Origin of the sequence: Sulfitobacter sp. F26169L, from assembly GCF_026410285.1 — a bacterium.
Classification (GTDB): Bacteria; Pseudomonadota; Alphaproteobacteria; order Rhodobacterales; family Rhodobacteraceae; genus Sulfitobacter.
This window is the reverse complement of record NZ_JAPMLP010000004.1, coordinates 302,401-322,297: the sequence shown is the minus strand read 5'-3', so window position 1 is coordinate 322,297 and position 19,897 is coordinate 302,401. Positions and strand designations below refer to the sequence as shown.

At 55.9% G+C, this 19,897-nt stretch carries 21 protein-coding genes; 7 read left to right on the top strand and 14 right to left on the bottom strand.

The features are described 5' to 3' along the window. The first annotated feature begins 74 nt into the window (after positions 1-74). The 7 genes from OS189_RS10910 to OS189_RS10880 all read left to right on the top strand — a co-directional run bounded on the left by OS189_RS10910 (position 75) and on the right by OS189_RS10880 (position 6,981). The gene (locus tag OS189_RS10910) at positions 75-1,571 is read left to right on the top strand and encodes a putative bifunctional diguanylate cyclase/phosphodiesterase (protein ID WP_267167589.1); all 1,497 of its coding nucleotides are present in this window, start codon (positions 75-77) and stop codon (positions 1,569-1,571) included. A 118-nt stretch (positions 1,572-1,689) separates the two neighbouring features. Further along, positions 1,690-3,516, top strand: coding sequence for a membrane protein insertase YidC (gene yidC / locus OS189_RS10905; RefSeq protein WP_267167338.1), 1,827 nt, complete (start codon positions 1,690-1,692; stop codon positions 3,514-3,516). Then, positions 3,513-4,253: an MOSC domain-containing protein gene (locus tag OS189_RS10900; RefSeq protein WP_267167337.1), complete on the top strand. Its 741-nt coding sequence runs from the start codon at positions 3,513-3,515 to the stop codon at positions 4,251-4,253. The genes yidC and OS189_RS10900 overlap by 4 nt, the downstream gene beginning before the upstream one ends. Continuing rightward, positions 4,253-4,903, top strand: coding sequence for a ribosome biogenesis GTP-binding protein YihA/YsxC (yihA, locus tag OS189_RS10895; RefSeq protein ID WP_267167336.1), 651 nt, complete (start codon positions 4,253-4,255; stop codon positions 4,901-4,903). The genes OS189_RS10900 and yihA overlap by 1 nt, the downstream gene beginning before the upstream one ends. A gap of 36 nt (positions 4,904-4,939) precedes the next feature. Then, on the top strand, positions 4,940-5,803 hold the full coding sequence (gene argB / locus OS189_RS10890) for an acetylglutamate kinase (RefSeq protein ID WP_267167335.1): 864 nt from the start codon (positions 4,940-4,942) through the stop codon (positions 5,801-5,803). Next, on the top strand, positions 5,800-6,486 hold the full coding sequence (locus tag OS189_RS10885) for a ferredoxin (protein ID WP_267167334.1): 687 nt from the start codon (positions 5,800-5,802) through the stop codon (positions 6,484-6,486). The genes argB and OS189_RS10885 overlap by 4 nt, the downstream gene beginning before the upstream one ends. Continuing rightward, the gene (locus tag OS189_RS10880) at positions 6,487-6,981 is read left to right on the top strand and encodes a SixA phosphatase family protein (RefSeq protein ID WP_267167333.1); all 495 of its coding nucleotides are present in this window, start codon (positions 6,487-6,489) and stop codon (positions 6,979-6,981) included. It abuts the gene before it with no gap. A 41-nt stretch (positions 6,982-7,022) separates the two neighbouring features. Here OS189_RS10880 and OS189_RS10875 read toward each other — a convergent pair whose 3' ends face one another. The 14 genes from OS189_RS10875 to rpsM form a co-directional block, all read right to left on the bottom strand. Continuing rightward, complete coding sequence (locus OS189_RS10875; RefSeq protein ID WP_267167332.1) at positions 7,023-7,790, bottom strand: amino acid ABC transporter ATP-binding protein; 768 nt, start codon at positions 7,788-7,790, stop codon at positions 7,023-7,025. Between the two features lie 13 nt (positions 7,791-7,803). Beyond that, the gene (locus tag OS189_RS10870; RefSeq protein ID WP_267167331.1) at positions 7,804-9,102 is read right to left on the bottom strand and encodes an amino acid ABC transporter permease; all 1,299 of its coding nucleotides are present in this window, start codon (positions 9,100-9,102) and stop codon (positions 7,804-7,806) included. A 1-nt stretch (position 9,103) separates the two neighbouring features. Continuing rightward, positions 9,104-10,342, bottom strand: coding sequence for an amino acid ABC transporter permease (locus tag OS189_RS10865; RefSeq protein WP_267167330.1), 1,239 nt, complete (start codon positions 10,340-10,342; stop codon positions 9,104-9,106). 127 nt (positions 10,343-10,469) lie between these two features. After that, positions 10,470-11,486, bottom strand: a complete 1,017-nt coding sequence (locus OS189_RS10860; protein WP_267167329.1) for an amino acid ABC transporter substrate-binding protein — start codon at positions 11,484-11,486, stop codon at positions 10,470-10,472. 201 nt (positions 11,487-11,687) lie between these two features. Next, a complete protein-coding gene (locus OS189_RS10855) occupies positions 11,688-12,395 on the bottom strand; it encodes an ATP12 family chaperone protein (RefSeq protein WP_267167328.1) in 708 nt (235 codons plus the stop codon). A 3-nt stretch (positions 12,396-12,398) separates the two neighbouring features. Next, positions 12,399-13,079: an HAD-IA family hydrolase gene (locus tag OS189_RS10850; protein ID WP_267167327.1), complete on the bottom strand. Its 681-nt coding sequence runs from the start codon at positions 13,077-13,079 to the stop codon at positions 12,399-12,401. Beyond that, positions 13,076-14,125, bottom strand: a complete 1,050-nt coding sequence (locus OS189_RS10845; protein ID WP_267167326.1) for an RluA family pseudouridine synthase — start codon at positions 14,123-14,125, stop codon at positions 13,076-13,078. Before OS189_RS10845 ends, OS189_RS10850 begins: the two co-directional genes overlap by 4 nt. Continuing rightward, positions 14,122-14,502, bottom strand: a complete 381-nt coding sequence (gene crcB, locus OS189_RS10840; protein WP_267167325.1) for a fluoride efflux transporter CrcB — start codon at positions 14,500-14,502, stop codon at positions 14,122-14,124. The genes OS189_RS10845 and crcB overlap by 4 nt, the downstream gene beginning before the upstream one ends. Before the next feature lie 43 nt (positions 14,503-14,545). Next, the gene (locus OS189_RS10835) at positions 14,546-15,853 is read right to left on the bottom strand and encodes a replication-associated recombination protein A (protein WP_267167324.1); all 1,308 of its coding nucleotides are present in this window, start codon (positions 15,851-15,853) and stop codon (positions 14,546-14,548) included. Between the two features lie 2 nt (positions 15,854-15,855). Next, positions 15,856-17,232 carry a trypsin-like peptidase domain-containing protein gene (locus tag OS189_RS10830; RefSeq protein ID WP_267167323.1) on the bottom strand — a complete coding sequence of 459 codons (1,377 nt, stop codon included), beginning with the start codon at positions 17,230-17,232 and terminating at the stop codon, positions 15,856-15,858. A 136-nt stretch (positions 17,233-17,368) separates the two neighbouring features. Further along, a complete protein-coding gene (gene rplQ / locus OS189_RS10825) occupies positions 17,369-17,785 on the bottom strand; it encodes a 50S ribosomal protein L17 (RefSeq protein WP_267167322.1) in 417 nt (138 codons plus the stop codon). Positions 17,786-17,980: 195 nt separating this feature from the next. Next, on the bottom strand, positions 17,981-18,997 hold the full coding sequence (locus OS189_RS10820) for a DNA-directed RNA polymerase subunit alpha (RefSeq protein ID WP_267167321.1): 1,017 nt from the start codon (positions 18,995-18,997) through the stop codon (positions 17,981-17,983). A gap of 115 nt (positions 18,998-19,112) precedes the next feature. Further along, the gene (gene rpsK / locus OS189_RS10815) at positions 19,113-19,502 is read right to left on the bottom strand and encodes a 30S ribosomal protein S11 (protein WP_267167320.1); all 390 of its coding nucleotides are present in this window, start codon (positions 19,500-19,502) and stop codon (positions 19,113-19,115) included. 15 nt (positions 19,503-19,517) lie between these two features. Next, positions 19,518-19,886: a 30S ribosomal protein S13 gene (gene rpsM / locus OS189_RS10810; RefSeq protein ID WP_267167319.1), complete on the bottom strand. Its 369-nt coding sequence runs from the start codon at positions 19,884-19,886 to the stop codon at positions 19,518-19,520. Positions 19,887-19,897: the final 11 nt, after the last annotated feature.

Genomic DNA, 19,897 nt, shown 5'->3' with positions numbered 1-19,897 from the left:
GAGGGGCGCCTGTGCCAGACACCGAAGCGACGATCAGTATCTATGTAACCCAACTGCGCAAGCGCGTATTTAACATGCTTACCGGCCCGCCGGCGCTCGCGTTTATACCGGCATTCTCACTGGCCGCCTTTTGGTTCGGCGGTGAGGGCGCGCTGCTTGTCGTTGCGGCCCTTATCCCTGCTTTATATCTTCTGTCGGGCGGTCTTCATACTGCGCTGGGGCAGGTTCCGTTGGGGCGTCATGCTCACAACGGCTTTCTCAGCCGGTCCATGATGGAAGATGCCTGCGAAGATGTATTTGATGTATCAGTCACAAACGGGCTAAATTCGTGCATCCACGTGATCGAAATCGAAGATTTCATCGAACTGGTTGACCGGTTCGGTGCTGCCGCAGGTGACACGGTGATCCAACGTATGGGCGAACGGATTGCAGGCGTCATGCGCGATGGCGACATCATCGGCCATATCGGCGATGCCCGTTTCGCTGTCTGCGTCAGCCCTGTAATGCATCTGTCGCTTGAATCCTGCATTCAGCTGGCCGGTCGCATTCAAGCAGCCGCAGAAGAACCGAACTCGATCGACGGGACGGTAATTTACGCCGACGTTTGCATCGGATTTTGTCAACACACCCGCGCGCCGGACAATCGTGCCACCGGCTGGCTGGAGGCAGCCTGCATCGCGCTGCGCCGCGCGCAGGCCAACGGCCCGTCAAGTATTCGCGCCTATTCAGCCCAGATGCACCAAGAGCGAAAAACCCGCCGCGCCTTGCACGAAGATGTGGTCACTGCCCTTGATAGCGGGGAGATTGCCCCTTGGTTCCAGCCGCAAATCTGCACCGATACAGGTCGGATCAGCGGATTTGAAGCTTTGGCCCGCTGGACCCATCCCGTACGCGGCGTCATCGGCCCTGCCGAATTTTTGCCCGCAGTCGAGGCCGCAAACCTGCTGGAGCGTCTGGCCGAGATCATGATGTATCACAGCTTTCGCGCGCTGAAGCAGTGGGATAGTGCAGGCGTCGAAGTGCCGCAGGTGGGCGTAAATTTCGCCGGATCAGAGCTTAGCAATCCGCGATTGGTGGAAAAAATCAAATGGGATCTGGACCGGTTTGAACTTACCCCCGACCGATTGGCAGTGGAGGTGCTGGAAACCGTTGTAGCAAGTGCTCCAGACGATATGATCACCCGAAACATCAATGCCTTGGGCGCTCTGGGATGCCGTATTGATCTGGACGATTTTGGCACAGGCAATGCATCCATCGCATCTATTCGCCGCTTTTCGGTCAGCAGGATCAAGATCGACCGCAGCTTTGTGATGAAGGCAGATCGCGACCCCGAACAGCAGCGCATGATCAGCGCAATCCTAACCATGGCAGAACGTTTGCAGGTGGAAACCCTTGCAGAGGGCGTGGAAACGGTGGGCGAACATGTGCTGCTGGCCCAATTGGGGTGCGATCACGTTCAGGGTTTTGGCATCGCACGACCAATGCCTTTCGACCAGACCCTCGCGTGGATTGCCGCACACAACGCAAAGCTGCAAGATGTGCCCCAGATCATGCAGGGCCGCCGAAAATAAGTGGAAACGTCTCAAAACCGCCCCTCAATGGCAGTTCACTGGCCCGAATCCGCTTGACCTTTGCTTGCCTGCGTTGTGTACCCAGCGGATAGTTTTCAGACATCAGGTGGCGGTGCCAATGGACGATCAAAACAAGAACCTAATCATTGCAACAGCGCTCAGCTTTGTTGTGATCCTTGTATGGTTTGTACTCTTCCCTCCTCCTGAGGCAGATTCGCCGATTGACGGCACAACAACCTCGCTGACTGCACCGCAAGAGGGCACGCTGGCGACCCCCAGCGCCGAGCTTCCAGCCGCGACTCCTTCGACCTCGGCCGGTAGCGAAACCGCGCCAAGCGCAATCGAAAGCGCGCCGCGCGTCGCAATCGAAACGCCGCGCGTAAGCGGATCGTTGTCTTTGCTCGGTGGGCGGATCGACCGGTTGTCGCTGAACGACTACAAAACCTCCCTTGATGAAGATGCCACGATCGTGGAAATCCTCTATCCGGCAAATGAAGAAAATGCGCAGTACGCGCTACACGGCTGGGCAGCCGCCAGCGGCGTGGAGCCCACCGCCGTTCCTGGTCCGAATACCGAATGGCAGCTAAGCTCGGGCGAGACTCTGGGCATTGATGCGCCTATCACGCTCAGCTGGGACAATGGCGCCGGATTGCTGTTTACAAAACAGATCGCAATTGACGACCAGTATATGTTTACCATTACCCAGTCCGTCGAGAATACCGGCACAGCCAGCGCCGCAATGGCCCCCTATGCCGTTCTGGCCCGTCACGGTGAACCGACCGATCTAAAGAACTTCTTCATCCTGCACGAAGGTGTGGTCGCCATGACCGATGGCGAGTATTCCGAAATTGACTGGGACGAAATGCCCGAGTTTGAATACAACCAGCGCGCAGGCGCGCGTACTCAGGAAAAGAGCATAACCGAAAACGGCTGGATCGGATTTACCGACCACTACTGGATGAGTGTTCTTGTCCCGGTTCAGGGCACTGCATTCAAATCAGTCGCCAAATACGACGAGCGCCGCGATATCTACCAAACAGAGGCAGTAAGCCCCGTTCAGTCCGTAGCGCCCGGCGAAAAAATCAGCAATACAACGCAGTTTTTCACAGGTCCGAAAGAATGGGATGTTCTGAAATCCTATGAAGATGCCGGCGTTTACAACTTCATCGATGCGATTGACTGGGGCTGGTTTGCTTTCCTGACCAAACCGATATTCTGGTTGCTGCACCAGCTTAACATCCTGATCGGCAACATGGGTATCTCGATCATCGCCCTGACGCTGTTCATCAAGGCACTGCTTTTCCCGCTGGCTTATAAATCCTACGTTTCAATGGCCAAGATGAAAGAGCTTCAGCCGAAAATGGAAAAGCTCAAAGAAGAAGCCGGCGACGATAAACAGAAGATTCAGCAGGGCATGATGGCCCTCTACAAGAAAGAAAAGGTAAACCCAGCCGCTGGCTGTTTGCCGATCCTTTTGCAGATTCCGATCTTCTTCTCGCTGTACAAGGTGATCTTTGTCACAATCGAACTGCGCCATGCGCCGTTCTTCGGCCCGTTCCAGGACCTCAGTGCGCCTGATCCGACCTCGATTTTTAACTTTTACGGTCTTTTGCCATGGGGCGCTCCCGAAGCGGGCAGCATCATGGCGCTGGTCTTTATCGGTATCCTGCCGCTGCTGCTTGGCGTGTCCATGTGGTTGCAGCAAAAGCTAAATCCAGCGCCCACCGATCCGACGCAGCAGATGATCTTTGCGTGGATGCCCTGGGTGTTTATGTTTATGCTCGGCAGCTTTGCCTCGGGTCTTGTAGTGTACTGGATTGCAAACAACACAATCACATTTACGCAGCAGTACCTGATTATGCGCAGTCAGGGCTACAAACCTGATTTGCTGGGCAATATCAAAGGCAGCTTTACACGCAAAGCCAATGCCGGATCGAAAAAGTGATCAGCGTATCGGCGCTCTGGCGGCATCCAATAAAGGCCCACGGGCGTGAGGCGCTTGAGCGTGTTACGCTGACAGAAGGCCAAAGTTTGCCGTATGATCGCCTTTGGGCAATCGCCCACGACGCGGCCAAAACAGACGGCACCGAATGGGCTGTCTGCCAAAATTTCAGCCGCGGGGCGAAATCCCCTGCGTTGATGGCCATAAGTGCGAAATTGGATGAGGCGACAGAAACGATAACACTTCGCCACCCCAATCAGCCGGAGATTAAGGTCCAGCCGGATACAGACCCCGAAGCGCTACTAAACTGGGTTCGCCCTCTGGTCGATGACAGCCGCGCACAACCGGCGCAGGTTTTCCGCCTCGACGGGCGCGGCTTCACCGACACGCCCTACCCGTCTGTATCTCTCTGCAATAGCGCGTCACATGCTGCGGTCGAAGCGCTTGCAGGCGCCGCACTACAAACCGAACGCTGGCGCGGCAATATTTGGTTTGATGGTTCTCCAGCATGGGCAGAGTTCGACTGGATCGGTCGCCAGATAAAGCTTGGCGGTGCCCGACTGGAAGTAATCGACCCGATTGTGCGGTGTCGCGCCACAACTGCGAGCCCCGACACAGGCCTGCGGGACGTAGATACGCTGGGGGCGCTGAAAACTTTGGGGCACCAGAACTTCGGGATTTACGCCCGTGTGATTGAAACCGGCCGGATATCTCTTGGCAACCAATTGGAACTTGTCTGATGCAATTGCCCTTCCCTCTCGCTGAAGAACCCGATGCGCAAACACTGGAGCGGGGACGCCTGTTATTTGCGGGGGAAACAGAATTTGTAAAAGGTGTGGTCGCCATGTCCGGCCTGCCCGAAGCAGACCGAATGGAGGTTTGTTTTGCGGGGCGGTCCAATGTGGGAAAATCCACGTTGATCAACGCACTAACGGGAATGAAAGCGCTTGCGCGTGCCTCAAACACCCCCGGCCGCACCCAGGAAATAAACTATTTCACGGCCGGCGATGATCTCTATCTTGTCGATCTTCCCGGCTATGGTTACGCAAATGCACCCCTGCCTGTGGTCGAAAAATGGCAACGATTGCTCAAACAATTTCTGCAAGGTCGCCAAACCCTGCGCCGCGCCTTCGTGCTGATTGATGCGCGTCACGGGGTCAAGAAAGTAGATGACGAGATCATGAGCCTGCTGGACAGTTCCGCAGTTACGTTTCAGGCGGTGCTGACAAAAGCCGACAAGGTTAAGGAGAAAGAGCGCGCTGCCGTTCTTGATCAGGTGCGCGGCGCGTTGGCGAAGCACCCTGCCGCTTATCCCGAAATTATCGTGACCTCATCCGAAAAGGGCTGGGGTATTCCAACGCTGCGCTCTGTGATTGCCACGCTGGAATAAGCATCTATGATCCCTGCAAACTTCGGGATCATAAAGATGAGAAAACAGAACATGAACCTTGATTGGGCTACAACCGCCGCCACCCTGTCCAAGGCGTTGCCCTATATGCAGCGCTATAATGACGCTACCGTTGTGATCAAACTGGGCGGTCACGCCATGGGCAGCGACGAGGCGATGACGGAATTTGCGCGCGACGTTGTCCTGATGCGGCAAGTCGGGGTGAACCCCGTGATCGTGCACGGCGGCGGCCCCATGATCAATGATATGCTGGGGCGGCTTAACATTAAATCCGAGTTTTCAAACGGCAAGCGGGTGACAGATCCGGCGACCATGGAAGTGGTCGAGATGGTGTTGTCTGGCCTTGTAAACGCCAAGATTGTGCAAGCGATCTCTTCCCAAGGGGGGCGGGCCGTTGGTGTGTCTGGAAAGGATAGCGGGTTCATTATCTGTGAACAGGAAGATCCCGCGCTTGGACTTGTAGGGAAACCGACCAAGGTAAACCCGCGCCTGCTGCTCGATATGGCGGAAAAAGAACTGATCCCCGTTATCGCTCCGCTAGGGATGGGGATGAAGGGCGAAACGTTCAACATCAATGGCGACACCGCTGCCGGTGCGATCGCAGCGGCGCTCAAGGCAGATCGCTTGCTGTTACTAACCGATGTTTCGGGCGTAAAGAATGCCGCTGGCGAAGTCCTCACAGACCTGACCGCGACACAGATTGAAGAACTGACAGCGGATGGCACGATTGCTGGCGGTATGATTCCCAAAACCCAAACTGCCCTTGATGCGCTACAAGCCGGAGTGCGTGCCTGCGTCATACTTGATGGTCGCGCGCCGAATGCCTGCCTGCTGGAGTTGTTCACAGATCATGGTGCCGGCACAATTATTCGGGCAGGATGAAACGAACCACCCAATCACCTGAAAAGCTATCGCATGGGCTATTAGATAAGGTCGATGCGTTGGCTGCGCCGCATGGTTTAATGGCGATGGGTGGTTTGCATACTGACCCTGATCTGCCCCCGGAAACTCTGGTGCTGATCGGAACCGCAGCGCATTTCTGGCCCGAGTTCAAAAAAAGCCCTGAGCATGAGGACGGAGCACCCGATCCTGTAGATCGCTGGTCACAGCGCCTTTTGCCAATGATCGCGCAAGCGTCGGGAGCCGCTGGTGTGGTCTATCCATTTGATGGCCCACCCTATGCACCGTTTATCAGCTGGGCCAAAGCAACACGTGAAGCCTTTGACAGCCCAACGGGAATGCTGGTGCATGTAAAGGCGGGATTGATGATTTCCTATCGTGGTGCGCTTGTCTTTAGCGGCCGTATTCATCTGCCTGCCGATGCACCCACCAATCCCTGTGACACCTGTCAGGACCGCTCCTGTGAAACCGCCTGCCCTGTCGGGGCGCTATCACCCAATCACTTCTATGATGTGCCTGTATGCAAATCCTTCCTCGCGACAACTGCGGGGCGGGATTGTATGAGTAACGGGTGTGCCACGCGCCTTGCCTGCCCCGTCAGTCAGCGCTTTAATCGACCCAACGCGCAAACCGCCCACCACATGCGGGCTTTCAAAGGATTTTAGATGAAACGCCTGATACTTATGCGACACGCCAAATCCGATTGGTCTGATCTCAACGCCTCTGACCATGCGCGTACGTTGAACCAGCGCGGCCAGCGCAGTGCCGATGCAATGGGAAACTGGCTTCGCGAGCATGATTTCCTGCCGGATCAAGTGCTCTGTTCCGATGCAGCACGCACACGGGAGACCCTTTCACGGCTTTCACTGGGCGAAATTCCTACCGCCTTTATGCGAGAGCTGTATCTGGCAGAGCCTGACGTAATGGCCGCAACCCTGCACGCCCACAGCGCCGATTGCGTATTAATGATTGGCCACAATCCGGGCATTGCAATGCTTGCCGATCAGCTGCTGGCAAACGCGCCCGCACATCCCCAATTCTACAGCTATCCAACCTGCGCAACACTTGTAGCCGATTTCGACATCTCGCGGTGGGACGCGCTGCGTCATGGCTGCGGACAGGTTGTGGAATTTTCGGTGCCCCGCGATCTGATGGATTGAGGGGCAGAGATTTCTCCCCGCCCCCCCAATCACTAAAACAGCTAGTGCCCCAAAATCTGACTCAGGAACAGTTGCGTACGCGGGCTCTGTGGGTTGTTAAAGAACTCTTCCGGCTCGTTCTGTTCAACAATCTGGCCCTCGTCCATAAAGATCACGCGGTTTGCCACCTGACGGGCAAAGCCCATTTCATGGGTCACGCACAGCATCGTCATGCCTTCTTCGGCAAGCTCGATCATTGTATCAAGCACTTCCTTGATCATCTCGGGGTCAAGCGCTGATGTCGGCTCGTCAAACAGCATGATCCGTGGCTTCATGCACAGCGATCGCGCGATTGCCACACGCTGCTGCTGCCCACCCGACAACTGCCCAGGAAACTTATCCGCCTGATCAGGGATTTTCACCTTTTCGAGGTAATGCATCGCGATCTCTTCGGCTTCCTTCTTGGGCGTTTTACGCACCCAGATCGGCGCCAGCGTCAGATTGTCCAGAATACTCAGATGCGGGAACAGGTTGAAGTGCTGGAAGCACATGCCAACCTCCGATCGGATTTTATCGATGTTCTTGAGGTCGGACGAAAGCAACGTACCATCCACCTCAATCGAACCTTTCTGGTGCTCCTCCAGCGCATTGATACACCGGATCAGCGTGGATTTACCCGAACCCGACGGGCCGCAGATTACAATCCGTTCACCCTGATACACCGTCAGGTCGATGTCGCGCAGCACATGGAACGTGCCATACCACTTGTTCATCTTTTGAATGGAAATCGCGACTTCGTCGGATACTTTCAGTTCTGCTGTATCAGCCATGGTGCGGCCTCCCTTAACGGTGATCTGTTGCAAGACGGCGTTCAAGCCACTGCGAATATTGTGAGATGGAGTAACAAACGACAAAGAAGACCAGACAGGCAAAGCCCAGCAGCTCCCAATAGACGCCGTTCCAGTCTGTTGAAGCGAGGATCGGACCACGGATCATACCGATGATGTCGAACATCGAAATCACGGACACCAGCGTTGTATCCTTGAACAGGCCAACTGCCACGTTCACAATGCCGGGAATGGAAATCTTCAACGCCTGCGGCAGAATGATGAGGCGCATGGCCTGCGCATAATCAAGGCCCAGACTATCTGCCGCTTCGTACTGCCCCTTGGGCAGGGCAGCCAGACCGCCGCGAATTACTTCCGCGATATATGCCGCCGAGAACATGGTGATCATAATCACCACACGCAAGAACAGATCGACAGTTTGCTCGGGCGGAAAGAAATACGCTAACATCACACTGGCTACAAAAAGCAGGGTGATCAGCGGCACTCCGCGTACAAATTCGATGAAGACCACACATATCCACTTGATCAGCGGCATCGAGCTTTGACGCCCGAGCGCCAGCGCGATCCCCAGCGGGATCGACAGGGACACACAGGTGATCCCCAGCATCATATTCAGCATATAGCCGCCCAGATCACGCGAAGGCACCGCTTCCAGCAGGGGTTGTTCCGGCGCAATGGCCGGCACAACATAACTGGCGATGATCCAGACAATCACAGCCGCTGCTACCCCCCCAAAAAAACCCAGCGCAAAATTCTGCCCGACCAAACGGGAATACACGACATAAGCTGCAGCAAATCCTGCCATAGCAAAAATCGAAATCCAGATCGTGCCGCCCCAGATCAGCCAATAGGCGACGAAAGGAAATAAGATGGTGAAAACCAGCAGCTTTCTGGGCAGGTCGAAGAAAAGAACAGGCGCTATTGCCAGCAACATAAACGCAAACGCCAGCGCCGGGCGCCAATATTCGGTAGACGGATATTTGAAGCCGAATATCAACTGCGGCCACCGTTCTGTCAGGACCGCGAAACATGCGCCTGACGTGCCTTGCAATATCTCGCGGCATTCAGCGAGGCTGTTTGCGTCCCAGACGCCGTTCAATATCCACGGAAGCGTGCTGCTTAAGACGAAATACAATACGTAGAGGGAAAATATGGTGAGAACCGCGTTTGGAACGGTCGCAAACAGATTTTCACGTAGCCATTTGACGGGGCCAACCGCGCTTGCGGGTGCCGGCTGTTGCGGGATTGCGGATTCGCGCACGAAGGCGACCGATTGTGCATGTGTGTCCGACATATCAGCGCTCCTTCAGTTTCATGGTTGAGTTATAAACGTTCATGCCCGCCGAGATGAGCAGCGAAATGATGAGGTAAAACGCCATCAACAGCAGCACACATTCAATTGCCCGCCCTGTCTGGTTCAACGTGATGCCGCCCAAGGTCGCGGTGATATCCGCGTACCCGACCGCAATCGCCAGAGACGAGTTTTTGGTGATGTTAAGGTAGTGGGAGATCAGCGGCGGGATAATTACGCGCAATGCTTGTGGCAGAACCACCAGGCTCATCACGCGACGCGGACGCAGACCGAGAGCGGCAGCTGCTTCGGTCTGGCCTTTGGAAACGGCCAGAATACCGGCGCGGACGTTTTCGGCGATAAAGGCACCTGTGTAGATTGAAAGCGCAAACCAAAGGGCGATCAGCGGACCGCCCACTTTCAATCCGCCGGAAAAGTTGAAACCTTTCAACGCAGGTATATCCCAGCTTAGGCCAAGGATCAGGCACAGAACCGAAACCGGAACAATCCATATGGCCAGATTGCTCCACAATGTTTTCGGACGCACACCTGTAGCTTCCTGAATACGGTTTGCCCGCGCGCTGGCATAGCGGGCGGCAAAGAAGGATCCGACAAGGGTCGCAATCACAAGAAGCCAGTTAAGCGTGCTCCCGTCCTCACCCCCGAGGCCACGTGTGAAATAGGGTCCGGGCACGTAAACGCCGCGATTTGTAAAGGCAAACAGATCAAGCAACATGGTCGACGCGGGATCATCACCCCGAAAGTCACGTGGGCTGGGCATAACCGCCGTCATGATCGTGAAGATAATGATAATCCAGATAAGCACAGGAATGTTGCGGAAAATCTCGACGTAAAACGCCATCAACTTGCGTACTAACCAGTTGTTGGACAGGCGAAGAACACCCGCAATGACCCCGAAAAACGTGGCCGTTACGCACGCCAACACCGCCACTAGAAGGGTATTGAGGATACCCACAATTGCCGCGCGAAGGTTCGAAGACTGGCTAGTGTATTCGATCAGGGTCTGGTTGATATCATAGCCTGCCGCACTTCCCAGAAAGGAAAACGAAATATTCAAACCCGCTGCACGCAAATTGGCTGCAAGATTCGAATAAAGATAGGCAAGGGCGAGAGCCAGAATAACCGCAGCAATGACCTGTAACGTCATTGAGCGGTACCGAGTGTCGTTCAGCAGCATAGATAGCCGGAACGAGCCCTTTGGTGGGTCCGAGAGTGTCGACATGAAATGTATCCCCGTTGGTCCGGCTTGTTTTACGCGTCTTTTGACGTCTTTACCGGATCATCTGTTTGGTCGTCTGGTCGTGATACGCAAAGGGCGCGAATATTTTCGCGCCCTTTGACATTAGTGTTTAACGGAATGGAGGAGAGTACAGCAGGCCGCCGTCTGTCCACTGTGCGTTCAGGCCACGTGCCAAACCGATAGGGGTTTCTTCGCCAATGTTCTTGGCAAAGATTTCACCGTAGTTACCCTGTGTCTGGATTGCGCGCTTGGCCCAATCGGCATCAAGACCCAGCATCTCGCCGAGGTTACCTTCTGTGCCGAGCAAACGTGCGACTTCGGGGTTTGTGGTCGATGTCGCCATTTCTTCCACGTTGGCAGATGAAACGCCCAGCTCTTCCGCTGTGATCAACGCGTTCAAAGTCCAGCGTGCAATATCTGCCCATTCGTTGTCACCATGACGTACCAGTGGGCCGAGAGGCTCTTTGGAAATGATTTCGGGCAGCAGGGCGTGGTCGCCGGGTGCCTCGAATGTCGCACGGGTAGACGCCAGACCGGATGCGTCGGTGGTGTACACGTCACAAGCGCCTGCCAGATACTGCTGGATCGCTTCTGCGTTTGTTTCGATTGGAACAGGCTCATACGAAATGTTGTTCGCACGGAAGAAATCGGCAAGGTTCAGTTCGGTTGTTGTGCCTGTCTGGATGCAGACAGTTGCGCCATCAAGATCTTTGGCCGAGGAAACGCCCAGTTCTTTTGGTGCAATGAAGCCTTGGCCATCATAATAGTTTACGCCGACAAAATCGAACTTCAGGTCAACATCACGCTGAAGAGTCCATGTCGTGTTACGCGCAAGCAGATCAATCTCACCTGACGCAAGCGCCGTGAAGCGTGTTTTGCCCGTTGTCGGGACAAATTCAACCGCAGTCGAATCACCTAGAACAGCCGCAGCTACCGCGCGGCAAATGGCGACGTCAAAACCGTTCCATTCGCCATCGGCGTTAGGTGCGGAGAAGCCGGCCAGACCTGTTGTGACACCACAGTTCAGTTTGCCACGCGCTTTGACATCGTCAAGCGTACCAGCGGCCGCTGCACCAGCAGCCAGACCAGCGATCGTCAACGCGCCAAGAATAATTGATTTTTTCATTGTTACCTCTTCCTGATTTTCCACCACTTTTTGGATGGACAATACCGGCACTTTGCACGCCGGCGGTGATACTGCACGGGTGTGGCCCGCATAGTGGCCTCAAGTGTGGGCGGATTTTCGCGTAAAGGTCAAGGGTTGTGCTTGCAGAAACAGACCAGAACCGCTGCTTTACGAAAGGGAAACAGCTAATTTTGGAACGATTTATTGTGCCAGATCGAACATCCGTTTCGCATGCAAAAATGCGGCGCCCTTTATTTCGGCTAGCGCGGTCGCATCATCATCTTTTCCCCATTGCTCCTCTTGCCAGATTTCGTCCAGTCGTGAGAGGGTCCATAACTCCTCGGCAGGTCTGGCATCCAGTGTCGCGGCAAATCCCAGCACAAGCGATCCCGACAGGCTGACCAGATCATGGAATGCAGCCAGCTCAAAGGCATCAAGCGCATGGGTTCGGCGGCTCAGCGCGGCAAGAACATCAGGATCTTGCGGCGCATGTATCACACCGATACGAGTCTGCAGCTGCACATCAAGCGCGTCAGCCGCCCAATCCAGCATCGGATCCCAAAGCATAGCCTGCCGTGCGACCAGTTCTTCGGGGGTATCCGCGCGATAACACAACAGATCACTATCCCCGTAAGCTGCCAGCATGTCGGCAACTTCCCCATGTTGGATAGTGACTTTATCAAGTGCCGCATTAGCGGTTTTGGTGACGGGCATTGTGTGTGGATTGATAATCTCCTCTTGCGCATCCCACTCTGCGGCGATGGCAGCGGCCATCGCGTGGGTGGGCACCTGCAGCGCCTGCTTGGCCGGCGTTTTAACCGCACGGCCATCCAGTTCAACGGCAAAGCCGCTATCTTTTTCCACAACACTTGCGGCTTTCCAGAACCGCTTTGCCTTCCATTCGCTCATGTCTCAGACCTTCCAGATAGTATCTAACAGCGGCGGCAGCGCCTCGAACCGCTCAACGATATGACGCGCCGCAGTCAGACGCCCGGCCGGATGATAGCCCCAACTGACGCCAATCCCTGTTATCCCCGCAGCCTGCGCCATTTCCATATCAAATGTGGTATCACCAACCATTACCGCGTCATCCGGCTCTACGCCGGTTTCGCTCAGTGCCTGCAACAACATTGCAGGATTCGGTTTGGAGGGGTGAAAATCGGCAACCTGACGAGTGACAAAGATCCCTTGTAATCCGTGCGCCTCGATCAGCTTATCAAGTCCGCGCCGCGATTTGCCTGTTGCAACGCCCAACAGCACGTCAGGCCGGGCATTCAACGTCTCCAGAACCTGTCGCGCATTGGGGTAAAACGGCGATGACAGCGCCCCGCCCTGCTCGGCACGTAGGGTCATGTAGGCTTCCTTGTAGCCCTGTATCAACCGCATCTGCGTAGCGCTATCCGTTTCAGCTGCCAGTCGGGGCATCAATACATCGAGAGACAAACCAACAACGCCCAGCACTTGCGCGCGTGGCGGTGTGACCAGCCCTTCCGCCGCGAAAGCAAGATGCATCGCCGCCAGAATATCAGCTTTACTGTCTACCAGCGTGCCGTCGACATCAAAAATCACCAGCCGCAATCGCGTCTGTGTCATCCCCAGTCGTCTCCGAACGGGTCATCCGGCGCAAACTTTGTTTGCCACGCGAACGTGTCCCAAGTGCGCTGCATGTGATCGGGTAATGGCGCGACCAAATTCAACACCGATTTGGTCACAGGATGCTCGATCTTCAGGCTGCGCGCATGCAAATGCAGCTTTTTGGAAATATCGCCACCCAACTGCGCACCCCAGCCATCGCCCATATTTTCCTGCCCCGAGCCGCCATACTTGCCATCCCCTACAATCGGGTGGCCGATCTCGGCCATATGCACACGCAGCTGGTGCGTACGGCCCGTTACCGGGCTGAGAGCCATCCACGACGCACGTGTACCAACCTGTTCCAATACTGAATAATCAGTGGTAGCGCGCTTGGCGCCTTCGGTTTCGTCGATGTCACGGGGATGGACCGCATACATCTTTTCGCCCTCGCCCCGCGCGCCATGTCCGCCCGCCTTGACAAGGCCGAACTTGATCGTACCGTTGCGCGGATGCGGCGCGCCTGCGACAACGGCCCAATAAATCTTGCGTGTTTCGCGATGCCGGAAATTGGCGGTCAACGCTTTGGCCGCTTCGCGGGTACGCGCCAGAACCAAAACGCCGGATGTGTCCTTGTCCAGCCGATGCACAAGGCGCGGCTTTTCTTCCAGATCAAACATCAACGCCTCTGACAACGCATCTACGTGCCGCTCTCCCTGTCCCGACCCGCCTTGCACAGGCAGCCCGGGGGGTTTGTTGAGCGCGATTACGTGATCATCACGGTAGATCACGCAAGCACGGATCATCTTCGCCTCTGCGTCTGTTACGCTGGTCCGCTTGGGCGGCGGCGGTGCTTCTCCGCTGGGCAGCGGTGGAATGCGGATTTGCTGCCCCACCTCGATGCGGGTCGAGCCCTTTACCCGGCCCCCGTCCACCCGAATTTCCCCCTTGCGGCACATCTTTTCAATGCGCCCCTGCGGGATTTGCGGAAAGATGCGCTTGAACCAGCGGTCCAGTCGCTGATCTCCGTCACCTTCTTCAACAGTTAGTGTCTGTACGCGGCTCATGCGAATATTCCTCTCGCGATCCATAGGCCCAACATCAATCCACCCAGACTAAGCGCAACCGACAGCGCCACATATGTGCCTGCCGCCACGATCTGCCCGCGTTCAATCAGCGTCACCGCCTCCAGCGAAAACGACGAAAACGTCGTAAATCCGCCAAGAATTCCGGTCATCACCAACGGATTCAGATGCGCCAGCCCCTTGCTCGAAGCGGCAACAACCACAATACCCATCAAGAATGATCCGATGATATTTACGGTGACAATCGCCAGCGGAAACTCTGCCGGACCTGTCAGGCGCAAGACCCCCAGACCGACAAGAAAACGAGATGCAGCACCAATCGCGCCACCCAAGGCGACAAGGGAAATAGTTGAAATCATGCTGCTCCAATCGCGCGCGACGCCGTCAGAGTCAACTCTGACGTCACTGCTTGCGTTGCGCCCGCAGCTTTGTGAAGTAATCCAGCCGCTTTTTCAGATCACGTTCGAATCCGCGCTCGACCGGCTGATAAAGGGTGGGCCGCTCCATCGCGTCGGGGAAATAGTTTTGCCCTGAAAATCCATCCTCCGCATCATGATCATAGGCGTATCCCGCACCAAATCCCTGATCCTTCATCATCGACGTCGGAGCATTCAAAATATGCTTGGGTGGCGGTTCTGATCCCGTCGCTTTCGCCGCCTTGCGCGCGCCTTTATAAGCGACATAGTTCGCGTTACTCTTTGGGGCTAGCGCCAGATAGATCACCGCTTGGGACAGAGCCAGTTCCCCCTCGGGCGAGCCGAGCCGTTCATACGTATCCCAGCACTGAAGGCACACGGCCTGCGCTTGCGGATCGGCCAAACCGATATCTTCCACCGCCATCCGCACAATCCGACGCGCCAGATAGCGCGGGTCTTCGCCGCCCTCCAGCATCCGCGCAAACCAGTATAGTGCCGCATCAGGGTCACTGCCCCGCACCGATTTATGCAGGGCCGAGATCAGATTATAATGCTCGTCCCCGCCTTTGTCATACTGCGCGGCCCGTTTGCTGAGACGTTTGCTCAGTGCAACGGTGTCCAGCGGCGCATCAACTTTCCAAGCCGCGATCTGCTCGATCAAATTAAGCAGCGCACGCCCGTCGCCGTCTGCCATATCCAGCAATGCCTGCCGCGCGGCGGGATCAAGCGGCAGTTGAACCTTCAATTCGGCCTCGGCCCGCACGACAAGTCTTTCGAGGTCTGGATTATCCAGACGTTCCAGCACCAAAACCTGCGCACGGCTCAGAACCGCCCGGTTCAACTCGAAACTGGGGTTTTCTGTTGTGGCACCCACCAACAGAATAGTGCCGTCCTCCATATGCGGCAAAAACCCGTCCTGCTGGGCTTTGTTGAACCGGTGAATTTCATCGACAAACAGCAATGTGCCCTGCCCGTTCTGCCGCCTGATTTTGGCCGCATCGAAAACCTTGCGCAGTTCAGGCACGCCACTGAAAATCGCGCTGATCTGGATAAAGTGCAGATCAGTCTCATCCGCCAACAACCGCGCAATTGTGGTTTTCCCAACACCCGGCGGCCCCCAGAATATCAAAGAACCAAGCGCGCCGGACTCCAGCATTACACTTAGCGGGGCATCAGGGCCCAACACCTGCTGCTGGCCGATTACCTCGCCGAGAGATTTGGGGCGCAAACGGTCCGCAAGGGGGCGGTGGCTGCTGTCTCTGGCTGCGGGAGCTGCGCCAAACAAGTCGGCCATAGCTATCCTCTGAATCGCATGGTGATGCGCCGCACCCCGCGCTGCACAATCATTTCAATACGGCGCACCGAACCGGACAGCAGTTTTGCCGCATCGTCTGGGTGCGCTAGTGTTTCACCGTTGATTTCCATCAGCACATCACCGGTGCGCAGCCCTGCACGCACTGCAAACGGTCCCACATCCATCACCGCAACCCCTTCCACTTCTAATGAGAGATTGAGTTCCGACAGAACAGCAGGGTTGATCCGCGCCAGCGTCAGCCCCGGAAACAGGCTGCGCTCAGGCAAGGTTATCTTATCACGCGAAGGCTCTTCCGGCGCGGCAATCAGCGCTACTTTCGCAGTACGCTCTTCTCCCTGCCTGCTAAATGTTACTTCCGCTTGCGCCTCAAGCCCTGCAACACTCATCCGGTACACCATTTCTGACGGGGTGTTTACCGATTGTCCGCCGACAGCCAAAATCACGTCCCCCACAGCAAGCCCTGCCTGCAAAAACGGGCTGGCCGGATGTAATCCCGATATGATGATCCCCCCGGATCGGTCAAACCCCAATGTGGCAGCCATATCGGCGTCCAGTGGCTGACCGCTTATGCCCGCCCACGGGCGTTCAAAACTGTTTCGCCCCTCTTGGGATTGGGCAACAAAGGCCGCAACCAGATCAGCGGGGATTGCAAAGCCGATCCCGTTGGACCCGCCAGAGCGCGTGAGGATCGAGGTATTTACGCCAATCAGCCGCCCCGCCATATCCACCAACGCGCCGCCTGAATTGCCCGGATTGATCGGCGCATCAGTCTGGATGAAATACCCGTGGCCCCGACCAGCAGTACCGCCCGAACGGGCGAGCCCTGATACGATACCACTGCTCACGGTCTGCCCCACACCAAACGGATTGCCAATCGCCAAAGCCAGCTCACCAACCTCAACACTGTCGCTGGCGCGCAGTTCAAGAAAGGGCAGATCGTCCGGCGCGTCAATTTTCAGGATGGCCAGATCGCTCTCCTCATCCCCCAGCAATACCCGCGCTGTGAATTCGCGCCTGTCGTTCAACACAACGCGAATATCTGTCGCCATGCCGACAACATGATAATTGCTCACCACGATACCGTCTTCGGAAAGGATCACCCCCGACCCGAGCGAGTTTTGCACCCGTGGTTTTCTGTCCGCCAGCGGATCACGGAAAAAACGTTCGAAAAACGGGTCAGATTGCAACGGCGTCCTACGGACTTCCCGCACGATTTTTGCGTAAATGTTTACCACCGCGGGTGCAGCCTGCTTCACGACAGGCACAAAACTCAGCTGTATGTCGGCAGCCGATTGCGGAATCTGCTGCGCGCTGGCAGGCGTCACAAACAAGGCAAGGATCAGGATTAAATATCTCATAACCCATGATATGCGCAGCCGGTGTGAATGATGCAACCGCTCTATTTCTTTTGGCTTCAAATATCCAATACACAGCACGAAATGCAAAAAGCCCCGCCAGATGGCAGGGCTCTTCTTCTCACCGGAGAACAAATTCTTATTCGGCTGCGTCTTCTGCTGCAACGCGTGCCTTGTCTGCTGCGCCTTTGGCGTCGCGGTCACGGTCCACGAATTCGATAATCGCCATGGGCGCCATGTCACCATAGCGGAAGCCCGCTTTCAGCACGCGCACATAACCGCCCTGGCGGTCCTTGTAGCGGGGACCGAGCACGTCGAACAGTTTGCTGACATACTGGTCTTCTTTCAGGCGGGCGCGGGCCTGACGGCGGGCGTGCAGATCGCCGCGCTTGGCGAGCGTGATCATCTTTTCGATGATCGGGCGCAATTCTTTTGCTTTTGGCAGGGTTGTCTTGATCTGCTCATGTTCAATCAGCGAACCGGCCATGTTGGCCCAGAGCGCCTTGCGGTGCTCATGTGTGCGGTTCAGACGGCGGTATCCACGTGCGTGACGCATATTAAGTCTCCAATAGATATGCCCTCTACGGGCGGTTTTGCTTTGTCCGGCTGGCGTGCGTAGCGCCAACTCTCCTTGGGGTCAGCGTCACCCGAAGGGAGGCGCGTAACCCGGTAATTTCCCGCCCATGGGCGGGCACTGGAAGGGCAGATGCCCGGTCGTGTATCAGGGCGGGCTTTCACCCGCCCCTATGGTTCAGAAGTTATCTTCGAACTTCTTGGCCAGATCTTCGATGTTTTCCGGCGGCCAGTCCTCAACGTCCATACCAAGGTGCAGCCCCATGCCTGACAACACTTCCTTGATCTCGTTCAAGGATTTGCGGCCAAAGTTCGGCGTGCGCAGCATTTCGGCTTCGGTTTTCTGGATCAGATCGCCAATATACACGATATTGTCGTTCTTGAGGCAGTTGGCCGAACGTACAGACAGTTCCAACTCGTCCACTTTCTTCAGCAGAAGCGGGTTGAACTCAAGACCGTCATCATCGTCCTGACGGGAAGCTGACTCAGGCTCGTCAAAGTTGACAAAGATGCCCAACTGGTCCTGAAGAATACGCGCGGCAAATGCCACGGCATCGTCCGGTGTCAGGGAGCCATCGGTTTCAACCTTCATCGTCAGTTTGTCATAATCCAGTACCTGCCCTTCACGGGTGGGCTGCACATCGTAGCTGACTTTCTTCACAGGCGAGTAGATCGCGTCGATCGGGATAAGACCGATTGGCGCATCTTCAGGCTTGTTTTTATCGGCAGAAACATAGCCCTTGCCGGTGTTAACCATCAGCTCCATGTAGATATCCGCACCATCATCAAGGTGGCAGATTACATGGTCACGGTTCAGGATTTCGATGCCAGCGGATTCACTAATATCGCCAGCTGTCACAACGCCGGGGCCTTTCGCGGAGATCGACAGACGCTTTGGTCCCTCGACTTCCATGCGGATGGAAACACCTTTGAGGTTCAAAATGATGTCGGTTACATCTTCACGCACACCGGCAACTGACGAAAACTCGTGCAATACGTTGTCGATCTGTACAGATGTGATCGCCGCACCTTGCAGTGAGGACATCAAAACGCGACGCAGCGCGTTGCCCATCGTAAGGCCAAAACCACGCTCCAGCGGCTCTGCAATCACGGTGGCCTGACGCGCAGGATCATTGCCAGGTTTCACATCAAGCTGTGTCGGCTTGATCAATTCGGCCCAATTTTTGTGGATCATATGTCCCTCCATTCTTGTTCGCGCCCGTATGTCCAACCGGGGCAAACTCCCGAGGTTTCAGAAAGTCTTGTTGGGTCCGCGCCGGAACGCGAACCCCGAAAAGAATGATCGTCGCTTAGACGCGGCGGCGCTTTGGCGGGCGGCAGCCGTTGTGCGCCATCGGGGTCACATCACGGATAGAGGTGATGTTGAAACCGGCAGCAGCCAACGCGCGCAGCGCGCTTTCACGGCCTGAACCAGCGCCTTGCACTTCGACTTCCAGCGTTTTCACGCCATGATCCTGTGCTTTCTTACCTGCATCCTCGGCAGCCATCTGGGCGGCATAAGGTGTCGACTTACGCGACCCTTTGAAGCCCATCGTACCGGCAGAGGACCAGCTGATCGCATTGCCCTGTACATCCGAGATAAGGATTTTTGTATTGTTGAAAGAAGAGTTCACATGCGCCACACCTGCGGCGATGTTCTTGGAGACCTTCTTTTTGGTGCGTTTTGCATCGCGTGCCATGATCCGAGCCCTCCCTTATTTCTTCTTACCGGCAATGGCCTTTGCAGGGCCCTTGCGTGTGCGTGCGTTGGTGTGCGTCCGCTGACCACGCACAGGCAGGTTGCGGCGGTGGCGCAGGCCACGGTAGCAACCCAAGTCCATCAAACGTTTGATGTTCATTGTGGTGTCGCGGCGCAGATCACCTTCGACGGTGTAGTTTTCGTCGATGTGCTCGCGGATTTTTACGATTTCAACATCGGACAGCTCGTTGACGCGGCGCGTCATGTCGATGCCAACAGCTTCGCAGATTTTCTCTGCGGAAGCGTTTCCGATACCTGTGATATATGTGAGGGCGATTGGAACCCGCTTTGCAGTCGGGATATTTACGCCGGCAATACGTGCCACGTGTGCAATTC